The 25,427-nt window shown below is 59.6% G+C and carries 20 protein-coding genes and 2 pseudogenes; 19 read left to right on the forward strand and 3 right to left on the reverse strand.

Annotated features, from left to right (window positions below; genetic code table 11):
- The first annotated feature begins 25 nt into the window (after positions 1-25).
- The 5 genes and pseudogenes from mhpA to AC13QE_RS18160 all read left to right on the forward strand — a co-directional run.
- Positions 26-1,609: a bifunctional 3-(3-hydroxy-phenyl)propionate/3-hydroxycinnamic acid hydroxylase MhpA gene (mhpA, locus tag AC13QE_RS18140; RefSeq protein ID WP_488484721.1), complete on the forward strand. Its 1,584-nt coding sequence runs from the start codon at positions 26-28 to the stop codon at positions 1,607-1,609.
- Positions 1,610-1,661: 52 nt separating this feature from the next.
- The gene (locus AC13QE_RS18145) at positions 1,662-2,972 is read left to right on the forward strand and encodes an MFS transporter (protein ID WP_488484722.1); all 1,311 of its coding nucleotides are present in this window, start codon (positions 1,662-1,664) and stop codon (positions 2,970-2,972) included.
- Between the two features lie 36 nt (positions 2,973-3,008).
- Positions 3,009-3,857, forward strand: coding sequence for a fumarylacetoacetate hydrolase family protein (locus AC13QE_RS18150; RefSeq protein ID WP_488484723.1), 849 nt, complete (start codon positions 3,009-3,011; stop codon positions 3,855-3,857).
- A gap of 135 nt (positions 3,858-3,992) precedes the next feature.
- Positions 3,993-5,960, forward strand: a complete 1,968-nt coding sequence (locus AC13QE_RS18155; RefSeq protein ID WP_488484724.1) for a glycoside hydrolase family 3 protein — start codon at positions 3,993-3,995, stop codon at positions 5,958-5,960.
- 81 nt (positions 5,961-6,041) lie between these two features.
- Positions 6,042-6,251: pseudogene (locus AC13QE_RS18160) on the forward strand (integrase core domain-containing protein); the annotation flags it as partial.
- Between the two features lie 95 nt (positions 6,252-6,346).
- On the opposite strand, the pseudogene AC13QE_RS18165 reads toward AC13QE_RS18160, so the two are convergent.
- Positions 6,347-6,505, reverse strand: a pseudogene (locus AC13QE_RS18165) (Lrp/AsnC family transcriptional regulator); the annotation flags it as partial.
- An 11-nt stretch (positions 6,506-6,516) separates the two neighbouring features.
- Complete coding sequence (locus tag AC13QE_RS18170) at positions 6,517-7,110, reverse strand: amino acid synthesis family protein (RefSeq protein WP_488484825.1); 594 nt, start codon at positions 7,108-7,110, stop codon at positions 6,517-6,519.
- A 166-nt stretch (positions 7,111-7,276) separates the two neighbouring features.
- Here AC13QE_RS18170 and AC13QE_RS18175 point away from each other — a divergent pair, with 166 nt between their 5' ends.
- From AC13QE_RS18175 to AC13QE_RS18240, 14 genes are all read left to right on the forward strand, one after another.
- Positions 7,277-9,079 (forward strand): helix-turn-helix domain-containing protein, encoded by a 1,803-nt coding sequence (locus AC13QE_RS18175; protein ID WP_488484725.1) that lies wholly within the window; start codon positions 7,277-7,279, stop codon positions 9,077-9,079.
- 165 nt (positions 9,080-9,244) lie between these two features.
- Positions 9,245-10,237: a flavin reductase gene (locus AC13QE_RS18180; RefSeq protein ID WP_488484726.1), complete on the forward strand. Its 993-nt coding sequence runs from the start codon at positions 9,245-9,247 to the stop codon at positions 10,235-10,237.
- A 1-nt stretch (position 10,238) separates the two neighbouring features.
- Entirely contained in the window at positions 10,239-11,753 is a 1,515-nt protein-coding gene (locus AC13QE_RS18185) for an aldehyde dehydrogenase (RefSeq protein ID WP_488484727.1), read from the forward strand.
- Between the two features lie 39 nt (positions 11,754-11,792).
- Complete coding sequence (locus AC13QE_RS18190; RefSeq protein WP_488484728.1) at positions 11,793-12,869, forward strand: LLM class flavin-dependent oxidoreductase; 1,077 nt, start codon at positions 11,793-11,795, stop codon at positions 12,867-12,869.
- 1 nt (position 12,870) lies between these two features.
- Complete coding sequence (locus tag AC13QE_RS18195; RefSeq protein WP_132718737.1) at positions 12,871-13,680, forward strand: alpha/beta fold hydrolase; 810 nt, start codon at positions 12,871-12,873, stop codon at positions 13,678-13,680.
- Positions 13,673-14,062: a carboxymuconolactone decarboxylase family protein gene (locus tag AC13QE_RS18200; RefSeq protein WP_488484729.1), complete on the forward strand. Its 390-nt coding sequence runs from the start codon at positions 13,673-13,675 to the stop codon at positions 14,060-14,062. The genes AC13QE_RS18195 and AC13QE_RS18200 overlap by 8 nt, the downstream gene beginning before the upstream one ends.
- Before the next feature lie 145 nt (positions 14,063-14,207).
- On the forward strand, positions 14,208-15,041 hold the full coding sequence (locus tag AC13QE_RS18205; protein WP_132718742.1) for a transporter substrate-binding domain-containing protein: 834 nt from the start codon (positions 14,208-14,210) through the stop codon (positions 15,039-15,041).
- Between the two features lie 60 nt (positions 15,042-15,101).
- On the forward strand, positions 15,102-16,076 hold the full coding sequence (locus AC13QE_RS18210) for an amino acid ABC transporter permease (RefSeq protein ID WP_488484730.1): 975 nt from the start codon (positions 15,102-15,104) through the stop codon (positions 16,074-16,076).
- Positions 16,073-16,816 carry an amino acid ABC transporter ATP-binding protein gene (locus AC13QE_RS18215; RefSeq protein ID WP_488484731.1) on the forward strand — a complete coding sequence of 248 codons (744 nt, stop codon included), beginning with the start codon at positions 16,073-16,075 and terminating at the stop codon, positions 16,814-16,816. The genes AC13QE_RS18210 and AC13QE_RS18215 overlap by 4 nt, the downstream gene beginning before the upstream one ends.
- A gap of 34 nt (positions 16,817-16,850) precedes the next feature.
- Positions 16,851-18,707, forward strand: coding sequence for an ABC transporter ATP-binding protein (locus tag AC13QE_RS18220; protein WP_488484732.1), 1,857 nt, complete (start codon positions 16,851-16,853; stop codon positions 18,705-18,707).
- 162 nt (positions 18,708-18,869) lie between these two features.
- Positions 18,870-20,027 carry an amidohydrolase gene (locus AC13QE_RS18225; RefSeq protein WP_488484733.1) on the forward strand — a complete coding sequence of 386 codons (1,158 nt, stop codon included), beginning with the start codon at positions 18,870-18,872 and terminating at the stop codon, positions 20,025-20,027.
- 214 nt (positions 20,028-20,241) lie between these two features.
- Complete coding sequence (locus AC13QE_RS18230) at positions 20,242-21,948, forward strand: peptide ABC transporter substrate-binding protein (protein WP_488484734.1); 1,707 nt, start codon at positions 20,242-20,244, stop codon at positions 21,946-21,948.
- Positions 21,949-22,004: 56 nt separating this feature from the next.
- Positions 22,005-23,015 (forward strand): ABC transporter permease, encoded by a 1,011-nt coding sequence (locus AC13QE_RS18235; RefSeq protein WP_488484735.1) that lies wholly within the window; start codon positions 22,005-22,007, stop codon positions 23,013-23,015.
- Positions 23,008-23,925 carry an ABC transporter permease gene (locus AC13QE_RS18240; protein ID WP_488484736.1) on the forward strand — a complete coding sequence of 306 codons (918 nt, stop codon included), beginning with the start codon at positions 23,008-23,010 and terminating at the stop codon, positions 23,923-23,925. Before AC13QE_RS18235 ends, AC13QE_RS18240 begins: the two co-directional genes overlap by 8 nt.
- 239 nt (positions 23,926-24,164) lie before the next feature.
- On the opposite strand, the gene AC13QE_RS18245 is transcribed toward AC13QE_RS18240, so the two are convergent.
- Positions 24,165-25,421, reverse strand: coding sequence for an NAD(P)/FAD-dependent oxidoreductase (locus AC13QE_RS18245; protein WP_488484737.1), 1,257 nt, complete (start codon positions 25,419-25,421; stop codon positions 24,165-24,167).
- Between the last annotated feature and the right edge of the window lie 6 nt (positions 25,422-25,427).

A 25,427-nucleotide genomic window follows, 5' to 3' on the forward strand; every position in this document is an offset into this window, starting at 1 on the left:
GCGCCCAATAGACATTTGCAGAGGCATGCCTGTGACAAACGACAGTGAAATTTTGAACCGCTATGACGTGCTGGTTGTCGGCTTCGGCCCGGCAGGAGCGGTGGCCGCCGGCATGCTCGGCGCGCGAGGCCATTCCACGCTCGTCGTCGATCGGCTGACCGGTATCTATGACAAGCCGCGCGCTATCGCGCTCGACCACGAAATCCTGCGCCATTTCGATAATATGGGCATTGCCGATGAGGTGCTTCCCCATATCGCGCCGTTCACGGCGTCCCAGCATTTCGGCGCGGAGGGACAGCTCATTCGCCGCATCGACATGGTGCCGGAACCGTATCCGCTCGGCTACACCCCGAGCATGGTGTTTACACAGCCTCCGGTCGAAGCCGTGCTGAGACGGCATGCCGAGAGCTTCGACTGCGTGACGATAGAACTTGGCACGGAAATGGTCGATCTCGATCCTCAGGGGAATGAAGTGGTGGCGACGCTTCGGGATTCGTCTGGTAAGAGCCAGAGGATCGCAGCGAAATATGTGATCGGCTGCGACGGCGCGTGGAGCCGCGTGCGTGAACTGTCGGGAATGAAGCTCGAGGATCTCGTCTTCGACGAGCCGTGGCTCGTGGTTGATGTGAAGGTGCACGACGCTGCGCTTTCGAAACTACCGCAGACTTCGGCTCAGTTCTGTAATCCGGCGCGTCCGACCAGCTACATTATGGGGCCTAAGAATCACCGCCGCTGGGAAATCATGCTTCTGCCAGGCGAGGACCCACGCGAGATGGAAAAACCCGACAATGTCTGGCGGCTGCTGTCGCCATGGCTGCTGCCCGAAGACGGCGAGCTGTGGCGTGCCGCCGCCTACCGCTTTCATGCGCTGGTGGCCGACGAATGGCGGCGGGGTAGGGTGCTGATCGCCGGCGATGCCGCACATCAGCAGCCGCCCTTTATCGGACAGGGCATGTGTCAGGGCCTGCGCGACGTTTCCAATCTCGTCTGGCGGCTCGACCGCATCCTGAAGGGGCAGTCTTCCGAAGGGCTGCTGGATACCTACTCGGTGGAACGCAAGCGGCATGTGCAGACGCTGACCGGCAAGATCAAGGCGATTGGCCAGACGATCTGTGAACGCGATCCGGAGGCTGCCGCCGCGCGTGATGCCCGCATCCTTGCGGAGGGGGGCGGTCGGCCTCTTACCATTACTCGGCAGGAAATCGTCCCGCCGATCGAGAATGGGCTGATCGCCGAAGAAGGCACCCCGGCACGAGGGCTGCTCTTCCCGCAGCCGGTAATCATGGAAGGCACTTTACCGCGCCTATTGGATAAGTTCACCGGACCGGAGTGGCGGCTGGTTCTCGACGGTCGCCGGATCGGAGCAGGCGAGGGAGAAGCACTTGCCGGAGCCATCGATGGGATCGTGGTGAAAGCTGTCGTGTCCAAAGATGCAGACGCAATCGATCCGTTGGTGCTCCGGGAAAAGGATGGTGTGCTCTCGGCCTGGTTCGACCGGCATGGCGTCATCGCCGCTCTCGTCCGTCCGGACCATTACGTTTTCGGTGCAGCAAGATCGCTCGCCGATCTCAGTGAGCAACTTTCGGATCTGCATCGGCGTCTCGCATAAGACACCGCGCGATCCGCTGATGACGTCTTGATACGGTTTTTGGGAGGGAAACATGACCGATACAGCAATCCAGAAAGGCAGTTCTTGGCGTCCGTTTGCGGTGCTCATCCTGCTCTTCCTGTTTCAAACGCTGAACTTTTTCGACAAGCTCGTCTTTGGACTGTCGGCGGTGCCGATGATGAAGGAACTGCAGATCACACCGCAGCAGTTCGGTCTAATCGGGAGTAGTTTCTTTCTGCTGTTTTCGATTTCGGGTGTACTTGTCGGCCTGTTCGTCATAGGTCGTGTGCCGATCAAGTGGATCCTGGTGGCGCTTGCGGCGATCTGGTCACTGACCCAGATCCCGATCTATTTCACCAGTTCCGTAACGGTTCTGGTGATCTGCCGTATTCTTCTCGGTCTTGGTGAGGGGCCGGGCCTGCCGACGGCGCTCCATGCCGCGCATAACTGGTTCAGCCCGGAGAAGCGAAGCGTTCCAAGCGCAGTCGTTCTGCAGGGCATCAGTGTCGGCCTGCTCGCGGGTGGTCCACTGCTCACCTACATCATCGTCCAGTATGGCTGGCGCACCGGCTTCCTGTTTTGCGGTGTCATCGGTATCTGCTGGATTTTCGCCTGGCTGTTTATCGGTGGCGAAGGCCCTTATGCGGCGAGCAACGAAAAGACCGCTGCAAGCCAGCCTTCCGAGGCACCGATCCCCGCCCGCAAACTCTGGCTCGATCCGACGGTTCTTGGCGTCATCATAATGTCGACCATGTCCTACTGGATCGTCGGCATGTCCGCGACCTGGCTGCCGCCGTTCCTGCAGCAGGGGCTGGGCTACAGCCAGGTGCAGACCGGCAGCGTAATCTCCGCGGTCTACATTTTCCAGTCGCCGCTTCTGCTCATCGGCTCCTGGATCGCACAGCGTATGCTTCAGCGCGGTGTCAGCAAGCGCACGGCGCTCGGCAGCGCCTCGGGCTACGCTCTGCTCGTCAGCGGTCTCGCTCTGATTGGCTCCGTCCATGCCACCGGCGCGTTGCAGCTTGTGCTGATTGCGATTGCGTTTGCGGCGCCGAGCCTCACCACCATCTATGGCCCGATTACGCTCGGCGCTGTCGCTCCGGCGGTTCAACGCGGCAAACTCATCGTGGTCATCTATTCCGCAAATGCCGTTTCCGCCCTCGCATCGAATGCGGTCACCGGCATGATCGTCCAGCGGGCCGGCCCCGAGCATCTGCCCGATGGCTATGCGAACGCGATGATGTTTACCGCAGCGATCCTCATCATCGGTGCGATTTCCGCCTTCGCGCTGATCTTCCCCGACCGCACCATTCAGCGTTTCGGCGAGCGCAGCCGTATTTCCGATCACATGCAGCGGGCCTGACAGTCCGCCACTTCCAGCACTCAAGGAGAAGACCATATGAGACTGTCCACCGTCAGAATAGCCGGCCGCACGACCTGGGGCGTCATTGAAAACGATCGCTTCCTCGATGTCGGCGCGGTTCTTGCGTCGCGCTATGCCGATCTCAAATCCGCTGTAGCAGCCGGCCTGGCGGGCGTTGCCGAAGCCGCCGCCTCCTCTGCCGTCACGCCGCTTGGTGAAATCGAATGGCTGCCGGTCATTCCCAATCCCGACAAGATCCTCTGCGTTGGGCTGAACTATGAAATGCATCGCAAGGAGACGGGGCGTGCGGAGGTGGAAAACCCGACGATCTTTGCCCGCTATGCCAATAGCCAGACCGGCCATCTCGCCCCGATCATGCGCCCCAGGGTTTCGACTGAGCTTGACTTCGAAGGTGAACTGGCGGTCATCATCGGCAAATCGGGCCGTTACATCACCCGCGACGAGGCTATGGGATTCGTTGCTGGCTATGCCTGCTACAATGACGGTAGCGTGCGTGATTTCCAGCGTCATACGCATCAGTTCACACCGGGCAAGAATTTTCCCGACACCGGTGCTTTCGGGCCTTGGATGATGACGCCGGACGAACTTGGTCCGCTGCCCGATCTTCGCATTCAGACGCGCCTCAATGGGGCAGTCGTCCAGGATGCGACCTTCGGCCAGATGATCTTCGATATCGCCCGGCAGATCGAATATTGCTCCAGCTTCACGCGGCTGGAACCGGGCGACGTCATCGTCAGCGGCACACCGGGCGGGGTTGGCGCCAAGCGGCAGCCGCCGCTGTGGATGAAGCCGGGAGACGTCGTGGAGGTGGAGATCGACAGGCTCGGCATTCTCAGCAACCCGATCGTTGATGAACTGGGTTAGTATATGCTTACAGTTTGCGGTTGCGAACCGATGGAGGTCGACAGGCCCACAGAGGCCGCCAAAGTACATGAGGCGGCGCGGTTTGCGCCCCTTCAATTTGCCGGGATCGATTGAAATTCTTTCGGGAGGGATGCCATGAAACAGTTTATTGCCCTATGTGCGGCCGTATCGGTGCTCGCTTCAACAGCTTTATCGCAGGAGCAGCCGGCGCTTTCGGCCCGCGTCGCCACGACGCTGACCATTGACGGCCTTTCCTTCAAGGATCTCAATCGCAATGGCAAACTCGATCCTTATGAGGACTGGCGCCTCCCGGCTGCGGGGCGGGCCGCCGATCTCGTCAAGCAGATGACGCTAGAGGAGAAGGCCGGCCTGATGATGCATGGTACGGCCCCATCCGTCGGTCCCGGTTCCGGCATGGGGGTCGGGACCGAATATGATCTTGCACGTGCCACGGAGATGATCGACGGGCGCAAGGTCGTGACCTTCATAACGCGATTGGCGGGTGATCCTGCCCTATTGGCTGAGCAGAACAACAAGCTTCAGGAGATCGCGGAAGCTGGCCGGCTTGGGATTCCGGCGACGATCAGCACCGATCCGCGCAATCATTTCCAGTTCGTACTCGGCGCGAGTGTTTCGGCCGGGGGCTTCTCGAAATGGCCGGAGACCCTCGGGTTCGCGGCGATCGGCGACGCTGCGCTCATGCGGCGGTTTGGCGATATTGCCCGTCAGGAGTATCGCGCCGTCGGCATCCAGGAGGCATTGTCTCCCCAGGTCGATCTTGCCAGCGATCCTCGCTGGCCGCGCATCAACGGCACGTTCGGGGAGGATGCGCACCTTTCCAAATCCATGGCGGAAGCCTATGTCGCCGGGTTCCAGAACGGTGAGAATGGTATCAACAAAGACAGCGTCGTCGCCGTTGCCAAGCATTGGGTCGGTTATGGCGCGGCAAAGGACGGGTACGACAGTCACAACGCCTATGGCCGCCATGCGACCTTTCCCGGCAACAATTTTGCCGAGCATCTTATCCCTTTCGAGGGCGCCTTCAAGGCAAAGGTCGGGGGCGTGATGCCGACATATTCGATCCTGGACGGCGTGACCCTTAACGGCAAGCCGCTGGAGCCGGTGGGCGCAGGATACAGCAAGCAGCTTCTGACCGACCTGCTGCGTGGCCAGTACGACTTCGATGGTGTCGTTCTCAGCGATTGGCTTATCACCAACGACTGCAAGGGAACTTGCCTGGATGGCGAGAAGCCGGGTGTAAAGCCGACTTTGGACGAGGAAACCTTCGGCATGCCTTGGGGTGTGGAGGATTTGAGCCGCGTCGACCGGTTCGCAAAGGCGGTCAATGCCGGCGTCGATCAGTTTGGTGGCGTCACTTCTTCCGATCTTCTGGTTCAGGCCGTGAAGGAAGGAAAGATCAAAGAACAGCGCATTGATCAATCTGCAACTCGGATATTGATCCAGAAGTTCGAACAAGGCCTGTTCGAGAATCCCTATGTCGATCCCGAAAAGGCGCGCTCGATCGTCGGCAATCCGGCATTTGCGGCAGAGGCGAACGCCGCGCAGGCCAGGGCAATGGTGCTGCTCGACAATAAAGCCAAGCTTTTGCCGCTCCAGAGCGGCAAGAAAGTGTTCCTTTACGGCGTCGATCCAAAAGTGGCGGCCGCCCGAGGCTTTACAGTCGTTGCCACAGCCCGTGAAGCCGATTTCGCGCTGGTGCGACTGAATGCACCCTATCAGCAGCCGCACATGAATTATTTCTTCGGTTCCCGTCACCAGGAGGGCGATCTTGATTTCAAGGACGGCAATGCAGACTTCGAGGCCTTCAAGAGTGCCGCGAAGGAGGCCCCGACCATCGTCACGGTCTATCTGGCGCGGCCGGCGATCCTCACCGGGATACGCGAGCCTGCTACTGCCATCCTCGCCAATTTTGGCGCAAGCGACGCAGCTCTGTTCGACGCAATTGAGGGCAAGCAGAAGGCAGAAGGTAGCCTACCCTTCGAGCTTCCGTCATCGATGGACGACGTGCGCGCGCAGAAATCGGATGTACCGCACGACACCCGTAATCCCCTCTTCCCGATCGGGTACCATTTGGGATACTGACCCGTTGGTGAGCCCGAGAACCGACAGATCAATCGTGGAGCACAGCCATGCGGGCATAACAGCCATTAGAGAGCGTGTTCCGATCGCGTTTGCCGCCAGGTTGGCTATCCCAAGACGATCCGTGTTGATCAGGGAACGGAGTTCGTGTCCCGCGATCTCGACCTGTGGGCCTATGTCAAGGGCGTAACCCTGGACTTCTCAGGACCAGGCAAGCCGACCGATAACGCGTTCATTGACGCGTTCAACGGCCGCTTCCGAGCGGAGCGCCTGAACCAGCACTGGTTCCTAACCTCGCGCTATTGCGCAGCAATTGCGTATGCGGATGCCCAAAGCCGCCTCTGCTACGTGTCGCCTGACCTCTGACCCCAGGGAAGTTACCGGTCTCTGCGCGCATGATAGCCGGTGACGATCCCCGCCTTCTCGAGCTTGCGCAGCTGCATCCAGCAGGGCGTCGGCGAAAGGCCGGCCTTTTCTGCCAAATCTAGTTTGGTAATGCGGCCATTTCGCTGAATCGCATCGAGAATTCTGAGGTCGACCGCATCGATCTTCGTTGCCGCTAACTCTGCACTACCTTTTCGGCTTCCATCTCGGCAATATCCTGAAAGCGATCGGCGATACGCGCGTGGGGACGACCACCATCGGCAGCGCCGATCGCCACGATGATTTCGTCCGGGCCGGGCGCGTCGGGGACCACGAAATTCGCGGTCAGGAAGTGCGAGCGTTTGCCGCTCTCGCTCTTGTGCATCATTGGCAGCGATAGAAGCGCACCCGGACCATTGCGGGTGTTCGCGAATTCTAGGTAATTGGTGCCGCCGATCGCGTCGCGAAACGGGTTGCCGAACCGCAGCGTATGGATCATCGCGGAGGCATGCTCGATTTCGCCGTTTACGCCCGTCGCCGCAGCCTTGCCACAGGCCTCGATCTTGTTCGCATCGATCTGGAGCAGTAAACGGCGCGTCATCTCGCGGCTGAGGTCGCCGGCGATGCGAATGATCTCCGGTCGCAAGTTCTCAACAAACCCACGGCCGGCCCAGGGGTTCTCAATTACGGCCGCGACTACTATCATCGTCAGCGGGCGCGGAGCCACCCTGCCACCTTCGACCAATGTCTCTTCGATGAACGTCGATATTTTCCGAATGCCAAGTGTCATGTGCCGCGCCGATGCTAATGTTGAAGCCTGCTCCAGCCTAGCTTTTGGCGAATGCGCGTCTTCCTTCAGTCCGAGGAAATGTCCAGCATCTGATTCCTCTGAAGCAGAGTAGACTTGTTGACGGCGGTGGCGCATGCTGCTTGATAATCATCAAGGTCGAGGCAGTTTGGATCAGAAGTCTCAGATATTGGCGCTCCGCGACGTCGCAAGCCAGATTAACAGCGGCGGCGACCTGCAGACCGTGCTGCAGCATCTAATCTCGGCAGCCTGCCGCCATGCCCATTGGTCGCTCGGCTCGATCATGGGGATCGATGCGGCGCATGGCAATGCCTATGTCATCGTCCGTTACGACCCGACGCTGATCGAGCGGCAGCTGCCGGACAGGTGGGAGCTGGCGACCAGCCCGTCGTTGATCGCCCTGCAGCGCAATGAGCCCGTCTATATTCGCGACGCCCGTGAGTCCGTCGAATTTCCCGGCTACCGCAAGGAAGCATTCGAACGCGACTACCGCACCGTCGTCGTCATGCCGATGAACTGCAAGGACGCCGAGGGCCGGCCGATGGTGCTGAGCGTCATCTCGCGCCAGATCACCGAAGTCTCCGAAGACGACCTCGCCTTTCTTGGCGCGATTATCCATATGGGCGCCATCGCCGTCGAGCGCGAACACCGGCTGGAGGCCGAGAAGCGCGCGGCGCAGCGGCTCGAGCGGGCGCTGCAGGCACACACCTCGCTGCTCGAACATGTGCTTAGTGACGGTGCCGTCGCGCCGCTTTCGGCGATGGTCGGCATGATGCTGCCCAACCCGACCGTCGTCGTCGATTTCACGGCTAATCAGGTGATCGCAGGATGCCCGCCGAATGCGCTCTACGACGAGGCCTCCTGGCAGGCGGCGGCGGCCACCACGCTTGCCCGTCCCTTGATGAAGGCGGCGCGCGAGGCGATCGATCGCGGCACGACCGACGCCGCCAGTCTGTTTCTCGATGACGGCGCGCAACGTTTCAAGATTTCGGCTCGTATCGAGCCGCTGACCGTCGATAACCAGCTGGTCGGCGCATTGATCATCTTCCCGACCTCGCGCGAATTCAGCGACCTCGATCTGTTGATGCTCGACAGCGCCAAGTTCGCGCTCAGTGTGCAGATGATGCGCAGTTTCATTCGCTTCCGCTTCGAAACCCGCACCCAGACCGAACTATTCTTCGAGATCGTCGAGGCACGCTGGCGCAATGCCGGCGATGTCGCCCAGCGCGCTCAGCGGCTGGGGCTGAATTTCTCTGTGCCGCAGCAGATGATCGTCGTCGATTTTCCCGACAAGACGAAAGCCTTCGGCGGTGCCTCCGTCGATGTCGAGCATACGCTTGCCCGCATCATGCAGCAGGCTTCGCTGCAGGCAAACCTGATTGCCATCGATGGCGGCGTTGTCTGCCTCGTGCCTTATGATGCCAGCAAAAGGCAGGAGCGGACGGTTAAGCTGACGCGCCGTATCGCCGAGGAACTTGGCCGCTATTTCGACGAACCGCCTATTGTTGTCGCGGGCAATCGTTGCGCGGCGCTGTCCGATTATCCGGCCGCGTGGCAACGTTGCGGCCGGATGATCCGCATCGGCCGTTCCTTCGGCCTGACGGGCGCTGTTTCTGCACAGGATTTCGGGCCGCTGCCGATGCTGGTTGCGGCGTCCGAGGCAGGCGATGTGCGTAGCTTCGTGCAGGAAAGCGTCGGCGCCATCGCCGAGCATGATCGCGAGAATGGCACGCCCTATCTGGAAACGCTCTCCACCTACCTGCAGGAAGGCTGCCGCAGTCAGGCCTGTGCCGATACGATGGGCCTGCATGTGACGACGCTGCGCTACCGCCTGTCGCGTATCCAGGAACTCTTCGGTGTCGATGTCGAAACGCCGGAAAAGCGCTTCGCCGTCGAGCTGGCCATCCGCCTGCACGGCGTCATCGACAATCGCGTCAGCGCGGAAAAATAACCGCCGCCAATCGGTATCCGTGGTTTTGCAGCGCATGCTGCTTGCCGCTTTTCGTCTCCTACGGATCACAGCAGAAGTTTTCCGCTCACTCCGTCGAAGTCAAGGAAGAACGGCCGGACCGGCGGCGCTAGCCTCCTTTCAACAATGAAAGGGAGGCGAGACAGCATGGCGGAGACAGCGGCAAAGGCGGATGCGCCGATCGACCCGATCGCCCTGCGCCGGGCATTTGGAACCTTCGTGACGGGCGTCACCGTCATCACCACCCGCGACGAGGACGGAACGCCGCGCGGCATGACCGCGAACTCCTTCACCTCCGTCTCGCTCGACCCGCCTCTACTGCTGGTCTGCATCGCCAAGTCGGCATCCAGCTATCAGGCTTTCACCGGCGCCGGCTGCTTCGCCGTCAATATCCTCCACGAGGGACAGGTCGATGTATCCGCGACCTTTGCCTCCAAATCGCCGGACAAGTTCCAATCCGTCACACACGATCATATCCACACCGGCGCACCTGTCTTGACCGACAGCCTCACCTGGTTCGATTGCACGACCTACAATACCGTCGATGCCGGTGATCATGCTGTTCTGATCGGCGAAGTCCGCGCTTTCGGCACCAGTCCAACCGCACCACTCGGCTTCTGTCGCGGTCGTTACGCCAGCGTCAAGGATCCGCTGCCATCAGGCTGGCTCGCATCGCATGGCATGATCATCGGCTATCTGATCGAAGCCGGTGACGGTCTGCTGTTGCGCTCGGATGGCAAGGGCGGCTGGGTGCTTCCCTCGGCGCGCCGCCGCAAGGCCGACAGCCAGCTTGTCGTCGAAGGCGGCGATGCACTGCGGCTGATGCCGGAGGACACTTTCCTCTATTCCGTCTTCGACGTGGCCGATAGCGATCCCGGCTATCTCGTCTATCGTGCCCGGCTGGCGGGTGAGGGGGCGGGCGTCAACTTGCCTGCCGATCTCCGCTTCTTCGCCATCGACGATCTGCCCTATGGGGCGATCGCCACCCACGAATTGCGCTCCATGCTGCGCCGGTATGTGCGCGAGCGGCAGGCCGGCAGGTTCGGCATCTACATGGATTCAGACGACGGTGGCCGCGTCGCGATGATCGACGGCGGAGCCCGCGCCTGGATCCAAGCCTCCCAAGACCAAGGACAGTGACATGAAGACGACAGTGAGCTCCATCGAAGGTTCGCGACAGGGCCTGTTCATCAACGGCGAATTCGTGGCGCCGAAGAACGGCAGCTATATCGCCAGCTACGACCCGACCACCGGCGAGCGTTGGTACGATCTAGCCGAAGCCGATGTCGATGATGTCGAGGCGGCTGTCGCGGCCGCAAATGCCGCCTTCCGCAATCCGGCCTGGCGGCGCATGACGCAGACTGACCGCGGTGCGCTGGTGCGCAAGCTCGCAGAACTCGTCCGCGCCAATGCCGATACACTTGCCGATATCGAGACACGCGACAACGGCAAGCTGCTCAAGGAAACCCGAGCGCAGATGCGCTCGATGCCGGACAGCTATCACTACTTCGCCGGCATGGCCGACAAGCTGCAGGGCGACACCATTCCGATCAATCGGGCCGATACGCTGAACATCAACCTGCGCGAACCGCTCGGCGTCGTCGGTATGATCACGCCCTGGAATTCACCGCTGATGCTTCTGACCGGCACGCTGGCACCATGCCTGGCGATCGGCAATACCGTTGTCATCAAGCCGTCGGAACATGCGACCGCCTCGACGCTTGCGCTGGCCGAACTCATCCATGAAGCCGGCTTCCCGGCAGGTGTCGTCAACGTCGTCACCGGCACCGGCAAGAGCGCCGGCGAGGCGCTGACCCGCCATCCGGGCGTCGCCAAATATGTGTTCACCGGCAGCACCGCGACCGGCCGCCGCATCGCCGGCAATGCCGCGCAAAACCTCGTGCCCTGCTCGATGGAGCTCGGTGGAAAGTCGCCGCATGTGGTCTTCGGCGATGTCGAGATCGAGCATGCCGTCAACGGCGTCGTCTCCGGCGTCTTCGCCGCTGCAGGGCAGACCTGCGTTGCCGGTTCGCGCTGCTTCGTCGAAGCCAGCATCTACGACAAGTTCATCGATGCGCTGATTGCCCGTACCGCCCGCATCCGCGTCGGCCTGCCGACGGTCGATGAAACCGATATCGGCCCGCTGGCGCTCGCCGACCAGCTTTCCAAGGTCGAGGGTTACGTGGCCTCGGGCGTCAAGGAAGGCGCAAAGGTTGCGGCCGGTGGACGCCGGCCGCAGAAGGAAGGCCTTTCGAGCGGCGGCTGGTATTACGAGCCGACTGTCATGGTCGATGCGCAGAACGACATGGGCTTCATGCGCGACGAGATCTTCGGGCCCGTGGTCGGCGTCATGCCGTTCCGCGACGAGGCGGAAATGATCGCGCTTGCCAATGACAGCCATTACGGCCTCGCCTCCGGCATCTGGACCAAGGACATCGATCGGGCGCTTCGCTTCGCCAACCAGATCGAAGCCGGCACAGTGTGGGTCAATACCTACCGGTCCGCCTCCTTCATGTCCGCCAATGGCGGCTTCAAGGAAAGCGGCTACGGCCGGCGTGGCGGCTTCGAGGTGATGCATGAGTTCTCACGCCTGAAGAACGTCATCATCGATTATTCCGGGGCAATGCAGGACCCCTTCGTCATCCGTCTGAAGTGACGGCTCAAAGAAAATAGAGCCCGAAAGGGAGGCTAGCAGATGAAATTCGCAGTATCGCTGACCATGGAACGCTTCTCGCCCGACATTCCGATGTCAACGGCCAAGAACAATCTCCTGCAATTGGCACGCATGGCCGACGAGGGCGGCTTCGAGGCGCTCTGGACTGCCGAGCACCACACGATCGAATGTACGATCTCTCCCAATCCGTTCCAGACGCTCGTCTGGCTGGCGCAGCATACCGAGCAGATCCGCCTGGGTACCTCGACGCTGGTCGCGCCCTACTGGACCCCGATCCGTCTCGCCGGTGAATCCGCGCTCTGCGATCATCTGACCAACGGCCGCCTGGAATTCGGCATCGCCCGCGGTTCCTACCAGTATGAGTTCGACCGGATGGCCGGCGGCATGCCGCAGCAGGAGGGTGTCGCCTACATGAAGGAGATCGTCCCGGCTGTGAAGAAACTCTGGACCGGCGACTATGCCCATGACGGGCACTACTGGAAATTCCCGACTGCGACCTCAGTGCCGAAGCCGCTGCAGCAGCCGCATCCGCCGATCTGGGTTGCCGCCCGCGATCCGGGCTCCTTCGACTGGGCGATCGCCAACGGTGCCAGCATTCTCTCCACGCCGCTCTCGCAGCCGGCAGCCGAGATCCAGGTTCTGGCCGACAAGTTCACCAAGGCGGTTGCCGATCATCCCGAGGTACCGCGCCCGCGCTTCATGATGCAACGCCGCACCTGCGTTTACGACAAGCCGGATGGGTGGGAGCTCGCGGTAAAGCACAGCATGGATTATGGCCGCGCTTTTGAAAACCTCATGCAGAACATCGGTACGGTCCGCGAGGGCTTTCCCGAAGCCGTTCCCTACGAGGCGGTGAAGGGCAAGGACAATTATAACCCCGATAATATCCGCAAGAACCTGATGTTCGGGACACCGGACGAAGCGATCGAGAAACTGCTGGTCTACGAGGCCGCCGGTGTCGACCAATACTGTCTCGGCCTGACGTTCAACCTGCCTTTCGAGCTGCAGAAGCGCACGCTGGAACTGTTTGTCAAGGAAATCCTGCCCTTCTTTGCTGCACGCGAGAAGGAGCAGAAGCGCAAGACGGCGGTGGGCTGATATGGCTAAGACCGAGCGCCATACCGTCGGCGACGTCACGCTCAACTATCGCATCGATGGTAGCGGCGATCCGCTCGTGTGCATTCATGGCGTCGGCTCCTATCTCGAGGCCTGGGCCGGCGTCGTCGAGCGTCTCAAGGATCGATTCACGATCCTGACATTCGACCTTCGCGGCCATGGTTATTCGAGCCGGATAAAGGGGCGCTACGAGATCGACGATTTCGTCAATGAGGCACTGGCGCTTGCCGATAAGGCAGGCTTCTCGAATTTTAATCTCGCCGGCTTTTCGCTCGGCGGGCTGATCGCCCAGCGCCTGGCGCTGACCCACCTGGAGCGGCTGCGCAAGCTCGTGCTGCTATCGACAGTGGCCGGCCGGACGCCGGAAGAGCGGACGCGGGTTTTGGAGCGCCTCGCGGCGCTGCGGGCCGGCACTCCTGCTGATCATCACAATGCCTCGCTATCGCGCTGGCTGAGTGAAGAATTCCAGGCCGCAAACCCGGAGGTTATCGCAATGCTTCGCCAGCGCGATGCCGAGAACGATCCGGAATGCTATGCGGCGGCCTACCGCGTGCTCGCCGAGACCGACTTCGGCGGCTTCCTCGACCAGATCCGCTGCCCAACGCTGATCGCGACGGGGGAAGACGATGCCGGATCCAATCCGCGCATGGCCCGCTACATGCACGAGCGTATCCCGGGCTCGACGCTGTCAATCCTGCCGGGGCTGCGTCACTCAATCCTGATCGAGGCGCCGGAAACGGTGGCGAACCTGATGCGCGGCTTCCTGGCCGCCAAGGAAACGAACCATGGATGAGGCGCTCAGAAAAAGCGGTGAGGCCCTTCGCCGCAAGGTGCTCGGCGACGACTATGTCGACCGCGCCATCAACGGCGCCGACAGCTTCTCGGCACCGTTCCAGGACGTGCTCAACGAATATTGCTGGGGCACGGCCTGGACCGACGAAGGGCTCGATCTCAAGCAGCGCAGTCTCCTCAACCTCGGCATGCTGGCGGCGCTGAACCGCATGCATGAATTCGGCATCCATTTTCGCGGCGCGATCCGCAACGGCCTGACCGATGACGAACTGAGGGCAGCGCTCGTGCAGATCGCGGTTTATTGCGGCATTCCGGCTGGTGTTGAAGCCTTCCGGGTCGCGCGCTCCATCCGCGACGAGATGCGCCAGAAAGGAGAGCTCTGACTTCCATCGATTCAAGGAAGCGGCCGGCCTGCGGCTGCTTCAAATCGCCGGAAGACGAAAAGGTCTCTTCGACATCAAGATTGCATGACGGTACGGAAATGAGCCCGGGCCAAAAACCAAAAATGACAATAAAGGGAACCATCGCATGAACAGACTGACCAAGATTTCCGCAGCGGCAGCATCGCTTGCCGTGGCCTTCGCCGCCCTCCCAGCCAATGCCGGTGCCGTCCTCGACCGCGTCATGGCGGCCAAGGATCTGAAGGTTGCGACGGACGCCAATTGGGCGCCACAGTCCTTTATGAACGACAAGAACGAGCTTGACGGCTTCGACATCGACGTTGCCAAGGATATCGGCAAGCGTCTCGGCGTGAAGGTCGAGTTTGTGACGCCAGGCTGGGACATCATTACCGCCGGCAATTGGGCGGGACGCTGGGACATGCATGTCGGCTCGATGACGCCGACGAAGAAGCGCGCCGAGATCTTCGATTTTCCGGCGGTTTACTACTACACGCCGGCTGCAGTCGCGGTCCACAAGGATAGCAAGGTAACCAAGCTTTCCGACCTCAACGGCAAGGTTGTGGGAACCACGGCGACCTCGACCTTCGAGGCCTATGCCAAGCAGGAACTGACCCTGGATGCGGCCGGTGCGCCTCCATTCAAGTACGAATTCAAGCCGAAAGAGGTCAAATCCTACGCGAATTCGACCACGGCATTCGACGATCTGCGCCTGGGTGACGGCACGCGCCTCGACGCGGTTGTTTCCTCCCTGCCGAGCATCATCGATGCGAAAAAGGCAAACTATCCGATTAAGCAGATCGGCGATCCCGTCTTCTACGAGCCGCTCGCGGTGGCGATCGAACATGGCGACAAGGAGTTCAACGACAAGATCGCCGACGCCATAAAGGATATGAAGGTCGATGGCACACTCAGCAAGCTGTCTGTCAAGTGGTACGGCGTCGACTATACGGTCGTGAAGTAGCGGACATCAATCTCGGCGGCTTACTCGCTCAAGCCGCCGAACTGGTTGAAGGGGAAAGAGATGCTTTATCCCGATACGGTCGAATCCGAAGTCTTGGTTCACAAGCCCTGGTTCATCGCAACACTTTTCGCGACGGTTCTGGCTATTTTTCTGCTGTTCAATTTGACCGGCACGTCATTTGGCGAGCTTATGCGCCCGGTGATCGGCGACCCCGCGACGTCGGGCCTTTACGGACGTTTTGCCGTGGCATTCGCCATCGCAGTCATGTTTGCCCTGAATGTCGTCCTTATCGGCTTTGCGCCGCTCAGGCTGCAAATCGCCATCGTATGGCTTGAGCTTCTGATCCTTTTTCTCGCCTTCTTTGAGACATTCCATCTGAGCGTGCCGTTCATCGAGGAAAAGCTCCCTTTCCTCATCACGCAGGGACTTGTTACGACGATTTATGTATCGGCCGTATCAATTGTCATTGCATCGGCGATCGCCGTTCTGGGTGCCGTTGCGAAACTCTCGAATAATGGCTTTGCCTATGCCATCGCCAGCTTCTACACCTCGTTCTTTCGTGGCCTGCCCTTGTTGATGCAGGTTTACCTGATCTATCTAGGCCTGCCGCAGCTCGGCTTCGTGATCGATGCGGTTCCAGCCGGCATCCTTGCGCTCTCGCTTTGCTATGGTGCCTATATGACCGAGATCTTTCGATCGGGCATCCAGAGTATCGATCGTGGCCAGTGGGAAGCCTCGCGATCGATGGGATTTGGCTTTGGCCTTACGATGCGCAAGATCATTTTGCCGCAGGCCCTTCCCGTTATCATTCCCCCGACTGGAAACCAGTTCATCTCCATGCTGAAGGATAGCTCGCTCGTCTCGGTGATCGGCGTGTGGGAGCTGATGTTTCTGGCGCGCACCCTGGGTCAGAAGACCTTTCAGCATATGGAAATGCTGATTTCGGCGGCCATGCTCTATTGGATACTGTCGATCTGCCTGGAGCTTGTTCAAGCGCGCATTGAGCGCCATTACGCCAGGAGCAAAGTGCGATGAACGACGACAAGATCATCGAGGTCAAGAACGTCTCGAAATGGTACGGAAGCTTCAAGGTGTTGACCGACATCAATCTGACTGTCCGCAAGGGGGAGCGTATCGTGGTGTGTGGTCCTTCGGGATCAGGCAAGTCGACCCTTATCCGCTGTTTCAACCGGCTTGAGGCGCATCAGGAAGGCGAGATCACGGTCAATGGCATCTCGCTGCATGACCGGATGCGCAATGTTGGCGACGTGCGCAAGAATGTCGGCATGGTGTTTCAGCACTTCAATCTCTTCCCGCATATGACTGTGCTGATGAACTGCATGGTGGGCCCCATGTGGATCAAGGGCAAGTCGGAAGCCGAGGCGAGGCAGACGGCGCTGCGCTTCCTGGAGCGCGTCCGTATTCCAGAGCAGGCGAACAAGTACCCCGTGCAACTCTCCGGCGGTCAGCAGCAGCGCGTCGCGATCGCCCGGTCGCTCTGCATGCAGCCCCAGATTATGCTTTTCGACGAGCCGACCTCGGCACTCGACCCCGAAATGGTGTCCGAAGTGCTGGAGACGATGACGAGTCTCGCAAGGGATGGCATGACGATGGTCTGCGTAACGCACGAGATGGGTTTTGCCCGTGCGGTCGCCGATCGCGTCATCTTCATGAATGCGGGTCAAATCGTCGAAGAGGGCGCTCCGCAGGACTTCTTTGCCAACCCGCGCCACGAGCGAACGAAGCTTTTCCTGAGCCAGATTTTAAAACACTGACTGCCGGCTCGATGCTGCAGTAAAGGACGGTTCGATGCAGATTGAAGATGTGAATGCTGTACCAGTCAAGACGCCATCGCGCGATCTCGTCAGCAAAGACAGCATTCTTTCGATAAGGGATCTCGCGGTTGATTTCCGATTGGGTAACCGCTGGCTGCGCGTCGTCAAAGGCATCGATCTTGATATCGCCGCGGGCGAGACCCTCGCCATCGTGGGTGAGTCCGGGTCGGGAAAGAGCGTTACGTCGCTCGCCATCATGCGCCTGCTGCCGCGCCATGCCAGTCGGGTCGAGGGCAAGGTGATGCTCGCCGGCAGGGATCTGTTGTCGCTTCGGGAAGAACAGATGCGGCTCGTGCGCGGCAACGAGATCGGCATGGTCTTTCAGGAACCGATGACCAGCCTCAATCCTGTTTTCCCAGTGGGCAAGCAAATTCTGGAAGCATTGGCCATTCACCGCAGGATGTCGCGCAGCGATGCCAAGGCGGAGGTCATCCGCCTGCTCGACAAAGTGCGTCTTCCGAATGCCAGGAGCCGCTACCATGATTACCCGCACCAGTTCTCCGGCGGTATGCGTCAGCGCGTCATGATCGCCATGGCGCTGGCTTGCAGGCCGAAGCTTTTGATTGCCGATGAGCCGACAACCGCTCTCGACGTGACCATCCAGGGCCAGATCCTCGATCTCATAAAGGAATTGCAGGCCGAAGAACGGATGGCGGTTCTGTTCATTACGCATGATATGGGGGTCGTGGCAGAAATCGCCGATCGCACGCTCGTCATGTATCATGGCGAGGCCATCGAGACGGGTGCGACAGCCGAGGTCTTCAGGGACGGTGCCAAGCCCTATACTCGGGCTTTGCTCTCGGCTGTGCCGAAGCTCGGCGCGATGAGAGGCCTCACACATCCGGTGCGCTTTCCGACGATCGACGTTGGAGCATCGGCCGCCTTTAAAGAAAATACCTCTATCCGGAAGCCTGGAAAAGTCCTTCTCGAGGTGAAAGACCTGAAGACGCACTTTGACGTTCGCACGGGCATGTTTGGCCGCAAGTCCGGAGCTATTCATGCCGTCGAGGACGTCTCCTTCACCTTGCGTGCCGGCGAGATCCTGTCGCTTGTCGGCGAGTCCGGTTGCGGCAAGTCGACGATCGGCCGTTCGATCACGCGCCTTGTCGAGCCGACGAGTGGGGCCGTCAATTTTCAGGGCAAGGATATTCTTGCCCTCGACAAGGATGCCCTGCGATTGACACGCAGGGCTATTCAGATGGTCTTTCAGGATCCTTATGCCAGCCTCGACCCGCGCATGCAGGTCGGCAGCTCGATTGCCGAGGCGTTTCTCGCGCATGGGATGGGCACCCCTCGTGAGGCCCGAAACAAGGCGGCTGCTCTCCTCGAGAAGGTTGGCCTGAAGGCGGATATGCTGGAGCGCTACCCGCACGAGTTTTCCGGAGGGCAGCGCCAGCGCATAGCGATCGCCAGAGCGCTGATGCTCGATCCGAAGATCATCATCGCCGATGAAGCTGTTTCCGCGCTCGATGTTTCGGTAAAGGCCCAGGTCTGCAATCTTCTGCTCGATCTGCAATCACAGTTCGGTCTCGCCTATCTCTTTATCTCTCATGACATGGCGGTCGTTGAGCGCGTCAGCCATAGAGTGGCGGTCATGTATATGGGCGAAATCGTTGAGATCGGATCGCGTAGCTCCATCTTCGACAACCCCCAGCATCCCTATACGAAGAAGCTCATGGCAGCCGTGCCCGTACCAGACCCTGCGCGTCGCAGTTTGCGGCGCAATGCCTCGGGTGAGGAGATCCGCAGCCTCATTCGCCCGTTGGGTTACAAGGCGCCTGTTCGCGAGTTCCAGCAGGTCAGCGACGGACATTTCGTGCAGCTTAGTTGATGGTCGAGCAGATATCCGCGTTCCGGCAAGGGAAGGGAAATATGCCAATCGGCTCCTCCGGCACGCAGGATGGTAACGTAGGAACCAGGGAATAGCGTGCCGATGGCGAGCACCTTTTATGATCGACCGATCGTGTTTTCATCTAGTAGTTGGAGCAAATGAATGGCATCCCACGACAATTACAGCGACGTCGTCGCATGGAGACATCACATTCACCGCCATCCGGAACTGAGTTTTGATGTCTATGCTACCTCTGGTTTCATCGAGGCAAAATTACGGGAATTCGGCTGCGACGAGATCGTGACCGGCATCGGACAGACCGGATTAGTCGGTATCATCAACGGCAAGGGCGGCGGCTCGAGAACGATCGGCCTGCGGTCGGAAATGGACGCCTTGCCCATCCTGGAAGAAAGCGGCGTTCCGTGGGAATCCGAAATCCCCGGCAATATGCACGCCTGCGGCCATGATGGGCACGCGGCCATGCTGCTCGGCGCGGCGCAGGCTCTCGCGCGCGACAGGAACTTCTCCGGGCGGGTGGCCGTCATTTTCCAACCGGCGGAAGAGAAGGGCGGTGGTGGTCGCGAAATGGTGAAGGATGGTCTGATGGATCGTTTTTCGATCGATGCGGTCTATGGCATGCACAATATGCCCGGGCTCCCCGTTGGGCATTTTGCGATAAGCGCCGGGCCGATCCTGGCGGAGACCGCCGAATTCGACGTCAAGATCACCGGCCTCGGCGGGCATGCGGCCAGGCCGCACGCAACGATTGATCCCGTCATCATCGCCGCGCAGATCATACTTGCGGCACAGACGATTGCCTCTCGTTCCATCGACCCTCTGGACGCGGTCGTGGTTTCCATCACCCGCGTTCTTGCCGGCGAAGCCTACAACGTGATTGCTCCCGAAGCGACCTTGCGCGGCACCATTCGCTCGCTTCGCGGCGAAGATACGGAGACGGCCAAGGAACGCTTCCAGGCGATCTGCGAGGGATGCGCCGCGATGTTCGGCGGGAGTGCCGAGGTGACCTATTACGAAGGCTATCCCGTCACATTCAATTGGGCCGACCAGACGGAGATAGCGCGCAACGCAGCCGCGCAGGTGACGGCCAAGCACGAGGATGTCGTGTCGACACGGCCTGCCATGGGAGCGGAAGATTTCGCGTTCATGCTCGAAAAGCGGCCGGGCGCGATGATCTTGATCGGCAACGGCGAGTCGGCCGGACTCCATCATCCGAAATATGATTTCAGCGATGAGGCAATCCCGTTTGGCGTCAATTACTGGCTGCACCTTGTCGGCCGCGAGTTGCCCTTGACGGTCTGATCTTTCTGTTTGGCCGGAGTGCGGCTGTAGCCAGCTCTTTCACTCTTTCCTACGAAAGAATGCGCCGCACTTCCTCATTCGAGAGGATGCTTTCTGGTTGAGGCGCCATAGGCTCTCATGCGGAGCATTCCGGCCGAATTCGATCGTTGCTCGCCATAATTATTTGCCCGCCAAAGCAGCGGGCGAAATCAAACAAAAAGTGGGAACAAAAACGATGAAAACAAAGCTCTTTGCAATAGCATGTGCCTTACCCGCTTTGCTTGCCGCAACTGCTAGTCTGGCGGGGCGTGGATCGGATGGGGATCTGAAAATCCTGTCGTGGCAGGCAATCTCCACGCTCAATCCCTACTTGTCGGGGGGAACCAAGGAGCAATATGCTTCTTCCGTCGTGCTGGAGCCCCTCGCTCGCTACGACGAGATCGGCAAAATGGTGCCGGCGCTGGCCGACTCTATTCCGTCGATTGAAAACGGCGGTATATCGAGCGACCTGATGTCGATCACCTGGAAGCTCAAGGCCGGCGTGAAGTGGTCTGACGGAACAGATTTTACCGCTGATGATGTCGTTTTCACCTGGCAATATTGCACGGCGCCTGGAGGAGGCTGCGCAGCGGCGGCTTATTTCGACCAGATCGCCAAAGTCGAGGCGCTGGATCCCCTGACCGTTAAGATCACCTTCAGCAGCCCGAAGCCTTTTCCGTACTCGGCTTTCGTCGGTGCGATGGCGCCGATCCTCCAGAAGAAGCAGTTTGGCGCGTGCACCGGTGCCAAGGCGTCAACTTGCACCGCGCAGAATTTCGCACCCCATGGGACCGGGCCATTCAAGGTCAGGGACTTCAAGGCCAACGACGTTGTGACATTCGACGCCAATCCCTATTACCGCGACCCGGCCAAGCCGGCATTTGCGACGCTGACCATAAAGGGCGGCGGCGATCCTACGTCCGCGGCTAGCGCTGTTCTCGAAACAGGCGAGTTCGACTATGCGTGGTTTTTGCAGCTTGAACCAGAAGTGCTCAAGCAAATGGAAGCCGCCGGGAAGGGAACTATCGTGACCTCGTTCGGCACACAGGTGGAACGCGTCGATACAAACCCCTTCGCAAATGATCCCTCGCTCGGCGTCAAGCGCTCAACCGCCGAAGCGGGCGTCAATCCGCTTCTCAGCGATCCGGCTGTGCGAAAGGCGCTGTCGTTGGCGATCGATCGGGAACTGATCGTCGAAGCCGTTTACGGCAAGGCTGGCCGGCCGACTTGCAATGTGCTGCCGGCGCCTGCGGTCAATGCGTCAAACGCAGTCGACTGGTGTCTGAAACCGGATGTCGATGGTGCAAACAAGTTGCTCGACGAGGCCGGTTGGAAACTCGGCCCGGACAATGTCCGCGTCAAGAGCGGGGTGCGGCTTTCCGTTGTCTTTCAGACATCCACGAACTCGGTTCGCCAATCGGAACAGGCGCTGCTGAAGGATATGTGGTCACAGATTGGCGTGGCAACCGAACTGCGCAACATCAATCCCTCGATCTTCTTTGGGGGAGATGCGGGCAATCCGGATACCCTGCGCAAATTCTACGCGGACTTGGAGATGTTCAGCAATAATTTCCCCGGAACTGATCCGGAAGCCTATATGGCCGCCTGGACATGCAACAAGATACCGAGTGACAAGAATGCCTGGCAGGGAGCGAACTCCACACGCTATTGCAATCCCGAATATGACCGGATTGTCATGGAGCTCTCCAAGACACCCGGCATGGACGCTCGAGGGGCGCTTGCCAAGAAGCTGAACGACCTGCTGGTCAATGACGGCGCGATCATTCCGCTCGTCTATCGCGGCGAAGTGGCAGCGCGTTCTGTCAGCCTCGATGGCGTGCGGATGACGTCCTGGGATTCGCAGCTCTGGAATGTCGCCGACTGGACAAGACATCGCAAGTAGCTGCCTCGGTCGTGGCTGGTCGAGCGGCCGCGGCAGTTCAGACGGGAGACGGACTAATGTTTGCTTTTACAATGCGGCGATTGCTCTACGCCATTCCAACGCTGCTTATCATCAGCTTTGTGATTTTCATGCTCCTTGACCTTGCTCCCGGAGATCCGACAGGCAACCTGCCAATGACCATTCCCGATGAGGTCCGCGAGCAAATTCGCCTTTCTCTGGGCCTCGATCAGCCATTCTTCCTACGCTATCTGAAGTGGCTGTATCAGTTTGTCGTCAATGAGCCATTGAATATTTTCCAGCAAATCACCGGCCTGGATGTCGGGGCGGAAAATCGCCTTCGCGTGATATCCTGGGCAACACGCAGTCCTGTTGCCGATCTGATAGCACAGCGGTTACCGCAGACACTGACAGTCGTTGGCTTTGCCTATCTTCTGGGCATTATTCTGGCTGTCCCGATGGGTGTCATATCCGCTTATCGACAGTATTCTGCGGTGGACCAGATATTCACGTTCATCTCGATGATTGGATATTCCGTGCCGAGCTTTTTCACCGGCGTCCTGCTCATCGTGATATTCAGCGTGCATCTTCAATGGTTTCCATCTGTCTATGATACCAATCTCCATGTAGTGAGCTGGGAGACATTCATACAGCAGATCAAGCAGATGGTTCTGCCGGTTGCTGTGCTGACCTTGTACAACATGTCGCAGATTGCGCGATTTGTTCGCTCGTCCATCTTGGAAAACCTTCATCAGGACTATGTACGAACCGCTCGCGCCAAGGGCGTGAAAGAACACATCATATTATTCGTCCATGTCCTGCGAAACGGGCTTATCCCCGTCGTCACCGTGATTGCGCTTGGCGTTCCCACGATTTTCTCCGGGGCGATCGTCACTGAGCAGATCTTTCGGGTGAATGGCATCGGCCAACTTCTGATATCCGCCGTCCAGGGCGCTGATCTCCCGCTCGTTCAGAGCCTGACTTTTATCTTCGCGATCCTGATCGTTCTGTTCAACCTGATCGCAGACGTGCTCTACGGCATCCTAGATCCGAGGATTCGTTATGACTGATATTTCGAGTGAATCCAGGTCAGGCACCGAACATCGTAGGAACTCCTCGCTGTGGATCGTGTTGCGACATCTACGCCAAAGCCCTGCAAGCGTGACGGGAGCGTTCGTATTTCTTTCGATCACCCTGATTATTCTTGTCGGCCCTTATGTTCATCCGGTCGATCCGGGGAAAATGGATATCCGCGCCAGAAATGTGGTGATGTCGCTCGCCCATCCGCTCGGGACGGACAATCTCGGTCATGACATTCTAGCTCAGCTGATGGCAGGGGGGCGCATATCGCTTGCCGTGGGATTGACCGCGATGCTGCTGTCGCTCTTCATCGGCACGTTTGTCGGCATCCTGGCGGGCACCATGCCGCGCCTGGACGGATGGCTCATGCGGCTTGTCGATCTCTTCCTTTCACTGCCGCTCCTGCCGCTCCTGATGGTGGTTATCCTGCTTTTTCGCGATAGCTTACGCAGTCTCGTTGGAGCCGAAGCCGGTATCTTCCTGCTAATCGTATCGGTGATCGGCGCAACGAGCTGGATGCATACTGCGCGCGTGGTGCGAGGAGACGTTTTGTCCCTGCGAAGTCGGGAATTCATCCTTGCGGCCAGAAGCGGCGGCATTCGCGAGCATCAGATCGTCCTGCGCCATATTCTACCAAACGTAATGAGTTCCATACTGGTATCGGCGACGCTCGGTCTGAGTTCGGCCATCGTTGCGGAATCGGCGTTGAGCTTCCTAGGCCTCGGCTTTCCTTCCGACTTTCCGACTTGGGGCAGAATGCTAAATGACGGTGTAGACTTCATTCGCACCAGCCCGGCAAGAGCGTTATGGCCAGGTCTTGCGATCTCTCTGACCGTCTTGAGTGTCAATTATATCGGCGATGCGTTACGCGATGCGCTTTCTCTGAACAGACGAGGATGACATGCGGAACACGTCGAGCATTTCGTCACGAAACAGTTGACGACGCTGTTGATTTCCACCGAGAATTGAGCCGCCTCCTCATTGGAGAGACAAAGGGTAAATAGTTCCGCCAGTCCCATAAATCGTACTACGCCGATTGGAATGCCTAAGTCATTGATAATGTGGGATGCGACACGAAAACAGCGGTTCGCTTCCCTTCAAGAGCATTATTTTGAGATTTGCGTTGGACGAATGGCCGGTTATTGCCTGAAACGGCTGGGCAGAAAAGGATGTGCGTCGCCGCTGATGCGATTTTCGAGCGCATCGAGTACGAGATCCGCCGTCTTGGGAGCTGCCGCGATGCCGACATGTCCGTGGCCGAAGGCGGCGACCAGACCGGGATGCCGCGACAGCGGGCCGATCACCGGCAGGCCATCTGGCGTGGAGGGACGATGCCCCATCCAGAGACGAAGACTGGGTGTCTTGTCGACGGACAGATAGGGATAGCTCGTCAGGGCATGCCGTTGCAGCACCTGAGCGCGCTCCCAATTCGGAGGTTTGTTCACGGTTGCAAGCTCGACCTGGCCGGAAAGGCGCAGACCCATATTGGTCGGTGTGTTGGCCATCCGACCGGTACTCGGCATTACGGGAATTTCGAAGGGTGTTTGCCCTGATGTTACGGTCACATGGTAACCCCGTTCGCTCTGCATTGGAATGCGCACGCCGAGCGGGCGAAGCAGGCGGCCGGAATGTATGCCTGCAGCCACGACGATGCGGTCGGCTGATAGCGTCTCGCCACCCTCAAGTACTACTTGCGGCGTCGGGCCGTCCAGGATGGCGGTCACGGCAGACTGGTGAAACCGTACGCCCTTGTGTCGGGCGGATTCCACAATGCCGGCCACATAGCGTCCGGTATCGCGGCAATGGGCACCGTTCACCACATGGATGGCGAACCGGTAGGGGGGACCGAGAGCCGGGAGCTTTCTCCGGATTTCGGTCTCGTCCCACTCCTCATATGCAACGCCGTTTTCTCGGCGCAGCTCCCAACTCAGCGCTTCGGCCTCGAAGGCAGCCCGATCCGGATAGGCGTAGAGCAGCCCTTTTTGAAGAACGAGCTGCTCCTGTCCGGTCTTTCGTGCGAGTTCCAAATGTCGCTCGGGGCCATCATGCAGCAGGAAGTTCAGCAATTTCGCGGTCCGGCGCACGCGGTTCTTGCTGGCGCCGGCCCACAAAAACCGCAGCAGCCAGGGTGTCAGCTGCGGTAGCGACCTCCAATCGATCGTCAGCGGCCCGTTTCGATCGAGAAGGAAGCCGGGAACCTTTCGCCACAGACCGGGCATGCTCATCGGAATGATTGAGGCCGGGCTGATCCAGCCGCCATTGCCGTAGCTTGCTCCAGCTTCGCTGCCCGGCGCGTTGCCGTCGCAAAGCGCGACATCCCAGCCCGCCTCCGCCAATCTCAACGCCGCGGTGGCACCGATAATGCCCGCACCAACCACGATTACCTTGCCTGTCATTGCCGT

The sequence above is a fragment of the Martinezella sp. CNPSo 3957 genome (assembly GCF_057784395.1).

Coding starts and splice junctions, on each gene's coding strand:
- AC13QE_RS18240 (WP_488484736.1), top strand. CDS start 23,008: ATGACTGATATTTCGAGTGAATCCAGGTCAGGCACCGAACATCGTAGG.
- AC13QE_RS18230 (WP_488484734.1), top strand. CDS start 20,242: ATGAAAACAAAGCTCTTTGCAATAGCATGTGCCTTACCCGCTTTGCTT.
- AC13QE_RS18200 (WP_488484729.1), top strand. CDS start 13,673: ATGGATGAGGCGCTCAGAAAAAGCGGTGAGGCCCTTCGCCGCAAGGTG.
- AC13QE_RS18190 (WP_488484728.1), top strand. CDS start 11,793: ATGAAATTCGCAGTATCGCTGACCATGGAACGCTTCTCGCCCGACATT.
- AC13QE_RS18145 (WP_488484722.1), top strand. CDS start 1,662: ATGACCGATACAGCAATCCAGAAAGGCAGTTCTTGGCGTCCGTTTGCG.
- AC13QE_RS18225 (WP_488484733.1), top strand. CDS start 18,870: ATGGCATCCCACGACAATTACAGCGACGTCGTCGCATGGAGACATCAC.
- AC13QE_RS18150 (WP_488484723.1), top strand. CDS start 3,009: ATGAGACTGTCCACCGTCAGAATAGCCGGCCGCACGACCTGGGGCGTC.
- mhpA (WP_488484721.1), top strand. CDS start 26: ATGCCTGTGACAAACGACAGTGAAATTTTGAACCGCTATGACGTGCTG.
- AC13QE_RS18205 (WP_132718742.1), top strand. CDS start 14,208: ATGAACAGACTGACCAAGATTTCCGCAGCGGCAGCATCGCTTGCCGTG.
- AC13QE_RS18180 (WP_488484726.1), top strand. CDS start 9,245: ATGGCGGAGACAGCGGCAAAGGCGGATGCGCCGATCGACCCGATCGCC.
- AC13QE_RS18235 (WP_488484735.1), top strand. CDS start 22,005: ATGTTTGCTTTTACAATGCGGCGATTGCTCTACGCCATTCCAACGCTG.
- AC13QE_RS18170 (WP_488484825.1), bottom strand. CDS start 7,110: ATGACACTTGGCATTCGGAAAATATCGACGTTCATCGAAGAGACATTG.
- AC13QE_RS18155 (WP_488484724.1), top strand. CDS start 3,993: ATGAAACAGTTTATTGCCCTATGTGCGGCCGTATCGGTGCTCGCTTCA.
- AC13QE_RS18220 (WP_488484732.1), top strand. CDS start 16,851: ATGCAGATTGAAGATGTGAATGCTGTACCAGTCAAGACGCCATCGCGC.
- AC13QE_RS18210 (WP_488484730.1), top strand. CDS start 15,102: ATGCTTTATCCCGATACGGTCGAATCCGAAGTCTTGGTTCACAAGCCC.
- AC13QE_RS18185 (WP_488484727.1), top strand. CDS start 10,239: ATGAAGACGACAGTGAGCTCCATCGAAGGTTCGCGACAGGGCCTGTTC.
- AC13QE_RS18195 (WP_132718737.1), top strand. CDS start 12,871: ATGGCTAAGACCGAGCGCCATACCGTCGGCGACGTCACGCTCAACTAT.
- AC13QE_RS18215 (WP_488484731.1), top strand. CDS start 16,073: ATGAACGACGACAAGATCATCGAGGTCAAGAACGTCTCGAAATGGTAC.
- AC13QE_RS18245 (WP_488484737.1), bottom strand. CDS start 25,421: ATGACAGGCAAGGTAATCGTGGTTGGTGCGGGCATTATCGGTGCCACC.